The sequence below is a fragment of the Streptomyces durbertensis genome (assembly GCF_014156695.1).
Taxonomy (GTDB): domain Bacteria; phylum Actinomycetota; class Actinomycetes; order Streptomycetales; family Streptomycetaceae; genus Streptomyces; species Streptomyces durbertensis.
This window is the reverse complement of the sequence record NZ_WMLF01000223.1, coordinates 1-8,493: the sequence shown is the minus strand read 5'-3', so window position 1 is coordinate 8,493 and position 8,493 is coordinate 1. Positions and strand designations below refer to the sequence as shown.

The window sequence follows — 8,493 nt, the reverse complement described above, 5'->3', positions numbered from 1 at the left end:
TTGTGTATAAGAGACAGCGTTCGGGCCTGGCCCCGGCGGGGCCGGAGGTGTGCGGGCGGGGGCCGCGGACCGGCAGCAGCCGGGCGCCGGAGGTGGTGATCCGGGCTTGGCGGGGGCCGGCTATCGCCTTCGGCCCCAGGTGCGAGAGGGCGGGCAGGATGACGCCGTAGGTGCCGTGCAGTTCCAAGACGTCCAGCAGGCCGGTGAACGCGGCCGACCGCTCGGTGCCGGCCGTCCGTTCGATGAAGACCCCGTGCAGGTCGAGCTCGTGCCGGCGGCAGTACTCGGCCAGAGCGTCGTGCAGAGCGTCCTGACGGGCCCGGGAGCCCCGCACCAGCCTCAGGAAGCCATAGACGACCGGGCCGCTGACGCCGCGATGCTCGGTGAGGGGCTCCATCGTTCGCAACCATCCAATGGTCCGGTAACTGGTGTCACGGGTCAGCCTGGCCCCGGCCCCAACCACCAGGGAATGAGCGCCTGTTGCACTTCCGTGGCACTTGCGTCCCCCCGCCCCGGCCCGACGTGCTTCGATGACGGCGGGAAGGGAGCGACGTGTGGCGACCGTGCACCACTGGACCGGGCTGGAGGCCAAGGCACTCCGGCTCGCGCTGCGGCTGAGCGTCCGCGCGTTCGCCGAACACCTCGGTGTCGGCGTGCGGACCGTCTCCAAGTGGGAGAAGCTCCAGGCGTTGACCGAGCCCCGCCCGGACACCCAGGCGATCCTCGACACGGCCCTGGCCCGCGCGGACGCGGCCGCCCATCTGCGGTTCGAGACGTTCCTGTCCGAGGCCGGACGCCCCGGGACCGCGACCGAAGGCCGGCGGGTGACGCCCGCCGGGCCGCTGGGCTGGGAGTACGAGTCGTGGACCGACGACCTCGACCGGGCCGTGGTCGCCCTGTCCCGGCAGGACTTCACCTTCGCCGAGAGCCTGATCAGCCGGTGGACCAGCCGCTTCACCCCGCTCAGACTCGATGACCGGGGCCTGTGTCTGTTCGCCCGCTCGACCGCCCTCCTCGGCGACCTCCAGCGCGACCAGGGCAGCGTGGTCGGACCCCTTTCCGCCCAGCGTTCCTATGTCACCGCCAAGTCGCTGTTCACCCAGCTCGACATCCCCCGCCGCATCGCCCAGCTCGACCTGTCCCTCGCCGTGGTCGCCGAGATGTCCGGGAAATTGGAGACGGCCGCCCGCCAGTACGAGCACCTCGCGGTCGACGACCGGCTCTCCCGCCGCGACCGGGCCCGGTCCCGGCTGTGGGTGGGGACCGCGCTGAGCAAGGACGGCCAGCACGACTATGCGACCCGTGTGATGCTGGCCGCGACCCGCGACTTCGAGGACCTCGCCGAGCCGGAGGACTGGTCGGTGGCCCACCAGAAGATCGCCCTGGCCCACCGCGGTGCTGGCGACCTCTCCTCCGCGCTGCACTTCATCACCGTCGCCCGCGGCACCGCCACCACCGACGCCCCCATGCAGAAGGTCCGCCTGGACACCGCCCACGGCCACATCCTGCTGACTGATCCCGCGACCCGCGATGATGGCCTTCACGTCCTCGACAAGGCCGCGACCATGGCCGCCCGTTTCGGGCTGTCCCACCAGCTGGCCAGCATCGAGAACATCAAGGCCATGAGCACGGGGCCGTCCGGCCCCGCCAGCCGGTGACCAGGGAGACAACACGCGTGGGCGACAACCAGCAGACCATCACCGAGGACCAGTGGCGCCGGACCGAGCTGATCTGGGACTACCACCTCATGGGCCACCAGCTGAGGCCCGCCGACGTGGCGATCGGCCTGGGCAGCCACGACCTCGGCGTCGCCGCTGCCGCCGCCGACCTCTATCACCGCGGCCTGTTCCCGACTCTGGTGTTCACCGGCGGCAACAGCCCCACCACGAGGGCCCGCTTCCCGCGCGGTGAGGCCGTCCACTTCCGCGAGCACGCTCTCGATCTCGGCGTCCCCGACGAGGCGATCCTCGTCGAGCCGAACGCCGCGAACACTGGCCAGAACATCACCCTCACCCGCGACTTGCTGGCCTCGGCCGGCATCGTCCCGGCGACGGTGATGCTGGTCTCCAAGCCCTATATGGAGAGGCGATCGTTCGCCACTGCCCGCAAGCTGTGGCCCGACGTCGAGATCGTGTGCGCGTCGGAGCCCCTGGAGCTGGACGACTACTTCAAGTCCATCGGCGACGAGAAGCTTGTGGTGGACATGCTCGTCGGCGATCTCCAGCGGGTGATCGAGTATCCGAAGCAGGGCTTCGCCATCGCCCAGGATGTCCCGGAGGACGTGCATGCCGCATACGAGTCCCTCATCCGCGACGGCTTCACCAGCCGCCTCATCTCCTGACCGGCCGACGGGCGGGCTGTGTGCGATCCACCAGCCCAACGTGTTTCCGAGACTGGCCACCCTGGCCAAGCTGTTCGCGGCGGACACCTGGATCGTCCTCGACGACGTCCAGTTCACCCGTCGCGACTACCAGCACCGCACCCGCCTCGCCGCCCTGGAAGACCCGGACCGGACCCGGTGGCTGTCCATCCCCACCCACCTGCCCCAGGGCCGCCAGACCGCCATCCGGGACGCTCTGATCGCCGACCCCGCCTCGGCCCGGCGACGCACCAAGGCGATGATCCGGCAGGAATACGGGGCCAGCCCTGACTGGCCAGCTCTCCAGACGGCTCTGGAGCCGGTCTGGGCCGTGTTCGACACCGGCCGGACCGCCGCTGTTGCCGAGACCTCCACCCGCGTCCTGCTGGACCTCCTCGGCTGGAACGGGCGCGTCCTGGCTACGAGCGGGCTGCCCGCCCGGCCGGAGCGGTCCCAGCGGCTCGCCGACCTCACTGCCGCGGCTGACGCCGGCACGTATCTGTGCGGGACCGGTGGGATGACGTATCTCGACCCGGCCCGTTCACCGTCCGCGGCATCACCGTCGCCCCGTTCCTGCCCCCGACCACCGGGATCTGGGCCACTGCGCGGCGCGTGACCGCTCTGTGGGCCCTGACCCACCTCGGCCCCGACGCTCTCGCCGCCCGACTCCGGGCCCTCGCCAGTAGCCCGGACTCGCTCGAAGCCGCAGCCTGACGACCGTCCCCCCCTCCTCGAGGAAGGGGGGACCTGCCACTGAATGTCCTCAGTCGCGTACGACTTCCTCGTGTCCGGTCCGGACCGGGTTTCGAAGCCACCCCGGTGAACGGCGGCGTTGAAGTGGGTCGGGAGATCAGGACTCGCCGCCACCTGCGTCGTCGCCGGCGGGCTCCGCGGCGGTGTCGCGGCGGCGGAGGAGGTAGGTGTCCATGATCCAGCCCTTGCGGTCGCGGGCCGCCGAGCGGACGCGCTCGATCTCCTCGGCGACCTCGTCGAGGGGGCCGGAGACGAGGAGTTCGTCGGGGGTGCCGAGATAGGCGCCCCAGTAGATGTCGAGTTCGGCGCGCTCCTCGGGCGGCAGGAGGGAGAACGCGTGGCGGGCGTCGAGCATCACCACGACATCGTCGACGCCGGCCGGCCAGCCCTCGGCGAGGCGCCGGCCGGTGGTCACCTGGAAGGGGCGGCCGACGCGGTTCAGGCCGACGCGGTGGCGGGCCGCGAGCGTCGAGACGCTGCTCACGCCGGGTACGACGGTGTACTCGAACGCGACCGTGCCGCGCGCCAGCACCTCCTCCAGAATCGCCAGCGTCGAGTCGTAGAGGGCGGGGTCGCCCCACACCAGGAACGCGCCGTGACCGTCCTCGGACAGCTCGTCCCTGATCAGCGCCTCGTAGATGTCCGCGCGGGCCCGGCGCCACTGGTCGATCTCGGAGGCGTAGCGGGCCGGGGTGCGGTCCCGGTCGGGGTCGCGGGCCTCGACCACCCGGTGCCCCTCGCGGGCGTGCGTCGCCAGCATCTCCTGGCGGAGGTCGATCAGCTCCTGCTTCTCCTCGCCCTTGCCGAGGAGGAAGAACACGTCGGTGTCGCGCATGGCGTTCACCGCCTGGAGCGTCAGGTGCTCGGGGTCGCCCGCGCCGATGCCGATGACATGGATTCGTCTCACGGGAGCCGAGTCTGCCCGGCCGCGCCGGCGGGGCGGAAACCGGGTCCGGGTCGGAGACGGGAGGGGCGTCGGATGGGCCGTGGGAGGGGCGTTGGGTAGGGCGGCGGAGCAGCCTCGGAGGGGTCACCCGAACGGCGTCCGGGAGAGTTCAAGGTCACAGCCGTGCCCCGCTGCGCTCAGACGTGCACTCGCCTAGCCTGCCGTCTATGACGGTCCTGCCTGACGACGGGCTCTCTCTGGCCGCCGAGTTCCCTGATGCCACCCGTGAGCAGTGGCAGCGTCTCGTGGAGGGTGTGCTCCGCAAGAGCAACCCCGACAGCGAGGCGACCGGGACCGCGGCCGAGGACGCGCTGTCCACGACGCTGGAGGACGGGCTCCGCACCCGTCCGCTGTACACCGCGGCCGACGTGCCGGGCGGCGGTGCGGCCGACGCCACCGGTTTCCCCGGCTTCGCGCCCTTTGTGCGGGGCGGCCGGCCGCAGGGCCACAGCCCCGCCGGGTGGGACGTACGGCAGCAGCACCGCGACCCCGACGCGCGCCGCGCGAACGAGCTGGCGCTGGCCGACCTGGAGAACGGCGTCAGCTCCCTGTGGCTGGTCGTCGGCCGGGGCGGCCTGGCCGTCGCCGACCTGCCGACCGTGCTGGAGGGCGTCTACCTCGACCTGGCGCCGATCGTGCTGGAGCCGGGCGCGGAGTTCGACGCCGCCGCCCGCGCCCTGCTCGCGCTGTACGAGCGCGCCGAGGTGCCGCCGTCGGCCGCCGCCGGGAACCTCGGCGGCGACCCGCTGGGCCTCCAGGCCCGCAGCGGCGACGACACGCGCACCGCCGGGCTGCTGGACGCCGCCGCCGACTGGGCGCGCCGCCTCGGCGACACCCACCCGGGCCTGCGTGTGATGACCGTCGACGCGCTGCCCTACCACGAGGCCGGCGCCTCACCCGCCGAGGAGCTGGGCTGCTCGCTGGCCACCGGCGTCGCCTATCTGCGGCACCTCACCGCCGCCGGGCTCACCGCCGAACAGGCCTGCCGCCAGCTGGAGTTCAGGTACGCGGCGACCGCGGACCAGTTCGTGACGATCGCCAAGCTGCGGGCCGCCCGCCGGCTGTGGGCGCGCGTCGCGGAGGTCTGCGGGGTCACCGACCCGTCGGCCGCCGCGCAGCGCCAGCACGTCGTGACGTCGCCGGTGATGATGACCCGCCGCGACCCGTGGGTGAACATGCTGCGCACCACCGTCGCCACGCTCGCCGCCGGTGTCGGCGGCGCCGACGCCGTCACCGTGCTGCCGTTCGACCACGCCGCCGGGCTGCCCGACGGCTTCGCCCGCCGCATCGCCCGCAACACCTCCACGATCGTCATCGAGGAGTCGCACGTCGCCCGGGTCGTCGACCCGGCGGGCGGCTCCTGGTACGTGGAGAGCCAGACCGACGAACTCGCGTCCGCCGCTTGGGAGTTCTTCCAGGAGATCGAGCGCGCCGGCGGCCAACGCGCCGCGCTCGCCTCCGGCTTCCTCGCCGAACGGCTCGACGCCACCTGGAACCGCCGCCGCGAGGCGCTGGCCCACCGACGCGAACCGATCACCGGCGTCAGCGAGTTCCCCCTCCTCACCGAGGAACCCGTCGTCCGCGAACCGGCGCCCGAGCCGGAGAGCGGCGGACTGCCGCGCGTACGCCGCGACGAGCAGTACGAGGAGCTGCGCGCCCGCTCCGACAAGGCGCTCGCCGACACCGGCAGCCGCCCGAAGATCGTGCTCGCCGCGCTCGGCAGCCCCGCCGCGCACACCGGCCGGGTCACCTTCGCCGCCAACCTCTTCCAGGCCGGCGGCATCGAACCCGTCACCGTGCCCGTCGGACCGGACACGGACGCCGCTGCCGCCGCCGCGCTGCTGCGCGAGCACCACGCGGCGGCCGTCTGCCTCTGCTCCGCCGACAAGGTGTACGCCGAGCAGGCCGCGCCCGTCGCCGAGGCGTTCCGCGCCGCCGGCGCCCGCCGCGTCCTGCTCGCCGGCCGCCCGCGCGGCGAACTCCGCGACACCCTGCGGGAGGCGGGCGTCGACGGCCACCTGGCCGCCGGCGACGACGCCGTCGCCCTGCTGACCGAACTGCTCGACGGGCTGCTGCCCGACCACCCACAGGACACGTCCGGCCAGTCCGGCCAGGACCCGGCGGGAGCGCTGTGATGAGCGACCACACCTCCAATCCCATCCCGGACTTCACCGGCGTCCCACTCGGCGCGCCCACCGCCGACGCGGACGCCGAGCGCTGGCGCGCCGAGGTCGAGAAGGGCGCCGGCAAGAGCGCCGAGGACCTCGTCTGGGAGACCCCCGAGGGCATCGGCGTCAAGCCGCTGTACACCGCCGCCGACACCGCCGACCTGGACTTCCTCGGCACCTACCCGGGCGTCGCGCCCTACCTGCGCGGCCCCTACCCGACGATGTACGTCAACCAGCCGTGGACGATCCGGCAGTACGCCGGCTTCTCCACCGCCGAGGAGTCCAACGCCTTCTACCGGCGCAACCTCGCCGCCGGCCAGAAGGGCCTGTCCGTCGCGTTCGACCTGCCCACCCACCGCGGCTACGACAGCGACCACCCGCGCGTGACCGGCGACGTCGGCATGGCGGGCGTCGCCATCGACTCCATCTACGACATGCGGCAGCTCTTCGACGGCATCCCGCTGGACCGCATGAGCGTGTCGATGACGATGAACGGCGCCGTGCTGCCGGTGCTCGCGCTGTACATCGTCGCCGCCGAGGAACAGGGCGTGCCGCCCGAGAAGTTGGCCGGGACCATCCAGAACGACATCCTCAAGGAGTTCATGGTCCGCAACACCTACATCTACCCGCCGAAGCCGTCGATGCGGATCATCTCCGACATCTTCGCCTTCACCTCGCAGCGGATGCCGCGCTACAACTCCATCTCCATCTCCGGCTACCACATCCAGGAGGCCGGCGCCACGGCCGACCTGGAGCTGGCGTACACCCTCGCCGACGGTGTGGAGTACCTGCGCGCCGGTCTCGGCGCCGGCCTGGACGTCGACGCGTTCGCGCCCCGGCTGTCGTTCTTCTGGGCGATCGGCATGAACTTCTTCATGGAGGTCGCCAAGCTGCGGGCCGCCCGCCTGCTGTGGGCCAAGCTGGTCAAGCAGTTCGACCCGAAGAACGCCAAGTCGCTGTCGCTGCGCACCCATTCGCAGACCTCCGGTTGGTCGCTCACCGCGCAGGACGTCTTCAACAACGTCACCCGCACGTGCGTCGAGGCGATGGCCGCCACCCAGGGCCACACCCAGTCCCTGCACACCAACGCCCTCGACGAGGCGCTGGCCCTGCCCACCGACTTCTCCGCCCGCATCGCCCGCAACACCCAGCTCCTCCTCCAGCAGGAGTCCGGCACCACCCGGGTCATCGACCCGTGGGGCGGCAGCAACTACGTCGAACGCCTCACCTACGACCTCGCCCGCCGCGCCTGGCAGCACATCCAGGAGGTCGAGGCCGCCGGAGGCATGGCCCAGGCCATCGACGAGGGCATCCCCAAGCTGCGCGTCGAGGAGGCCGCCGCCCGCACCCAGGCGCGCATCGACTCCGGCCGCCAGCCGGTCATCGGCGTCAACAAGTACCGCGTCGACAGCGACGAGCAGATCGACGTCCTCAAGGTCGACAACTCGTCCGTGCGGGCCCAGCAGATCGAGAAGCTGCGGCGGCTCCGCGAGGAACGCGACGAGGCCGTCTGCCAGGACGCGCTGCGCGCCCTCACCCACGCCGCCGAAGCCGGCCACCAGGGCGGCGGCTCCCTCGACGGCAACCTGCTGCACCTCGCCGTCAACGCCGCCCGCGCCAAGGCCACCGTCGGTGAGATCTCCGACGCACTGGAGAAGGTCTACGGCCGCCACGCCGGCCAGATCCGTACGATCTCCGGTGTGTACCGAGACGAAGCCGGACCGTCCTCCGCGCTGGCCCGCACCCGCGCGCTCGTCGACGCGTTCGAGGAGGCCGAGGGACGCCGCCCCCGCATCCTCGTCGCCAAGATGGGCCAGGACGGCCACGACCGCGGCCAGAAGGTGATCGCCACCGCGTTCGCCGACCTCGGCTTCGACGTCGACGTCGGCCCGCTGTTCCAGACGCCGGCGGAGGTCGCCCGGCAGGCGGTGGAGGCCGACGTGCACATCGTCGGCGTCTCCTCGCTGGCCGCCGGCCACCTCACGCTCGTCCCCGCGCTGCGGGAGGAGCTGACGGCGCAGGGCCGCGAGGACATCATGATCGTCGTCGGCGGCGTCATCCCGCCGCAGGACGTGCAGCCGCTGCTCGACATGGGCGCCGCCGCCGTCTTCCCGCCCGGCACGGTCATCCCGGACGCGGCCCACGACCTGCTGCGCTCCCTGGCGTCCAACCTCGGGCACCCCGAGCAACCGCCCGCCGCCTGACCGCCGTTCGGCGGCGGGGTACCGTCCCGGTGACCCCGCCGCCGAGAGCGAGACCTCCGGCCC

The 8,493-nt window shown here is 72.5% G+C and carries 7 protein-coding genes; 5 read left to right on the top strand and 2 right to left on the bottom strand.

Annotation, left to right across the window (positions count from 1 at the left end):
- Positions 1-397, bottom strand: a 397-nt coding sequence (locus GL263_RS15825) for a hypothetical protein (protein WP_228456540.1), incomplete at its 3' end; no start/stop codon positions are given.
- 157 nt (positions 398-554) lie between these two features.
- Between GL263_RS15825 and GL263_RS15820 the strand changes: the two genes are divergently transcribed.
- From GL263_RS15820 to GL263_RS15810, 3 genes are read left to right on the top strand one after another with little or no spacing between them, the layout of a single operon-like run.
- Positions 555-1,658, top strand: coding sequence for a helix-turn-helix domain-containing protein (locus GL263_RS15820; RefSeq protein WP_182856363.1), 1,104 nt, complete (start codon positions 555-557; stop codon positions 1,656-1,658).
- 17 nt (positions 1,659-1,675) lie between these two features.
- Positions 1,676-2,341: a YdcF family protein gene (locus tag GL263_RS15815; RefSeq protein ID WP_182856362.1), complete on the top strand. Its 666-nt coding sequence runs from the start codon at positions 1,676-1,678 to the stop codon at positions 2,339-2,341.
- A gap of 40 nt (positions 2,342-2,381) precedes the next feature.
- Positions 2,382-2,975: a WbqC family protein gene (locus GL263_RS15810; protein WP_438947963.1), complete on the top strand. Its 594-nt coding sequence runs from the start codon at positions 2,382-2,384 to the stop codon at positions 2,973-2,975.
- Between the two features lie 234 nt (positions 2,976-3,209).
- Here the strand turns inward: GL263_RS15810 and cobF are convergent, their stop codons facing one another.
- A complete protein-coding gene (cobF, locus tag GL263_RS15805) occupies positions 3,210-4,019 on the bottom strand; it encodes a precorrin-6A synthase (deacetylating) (RefSeq protein ID WP_182856361.1) in 810 nt (269 codons plus the stop codon).
- Positions 4,020-4,225: 206 nt separating this feature from the next.
- Between cobF and GL263_RS15800 the strand changes: the two genes are divergently transcribed.
- Both GL263_RS15800 and scpA read left to right on the top strand, forming a co-directional pair.
- Positions 4,226-6,193, top strand: a complete 1,968-nt coding sequence (locus GL263_RS15800; protein ID WP_182856360.1) for a methylmalonyl-CoA mutase family protein — start codon at positions 4,226-4,228, stop codon at positions 6,191-6,193.
- On the top strand, positions 6,193-8,430 hold the full coding sequence (gene scpA, locus GL263_RS15795; RefSeq protein ID WP_182856359.1) for a methylmalonyl-CoA mutase: 2,238 nt from the start codon (positions 6,193-6,195) through the stop codon (positions 8,428-8,430). The genes GL263_RS15800 and scpA overlap by 1 nt, the downstream gene beginning before the upstream one ends.
- Positions 8,431-8,493 lie beyond the last annotated feature (63 nt).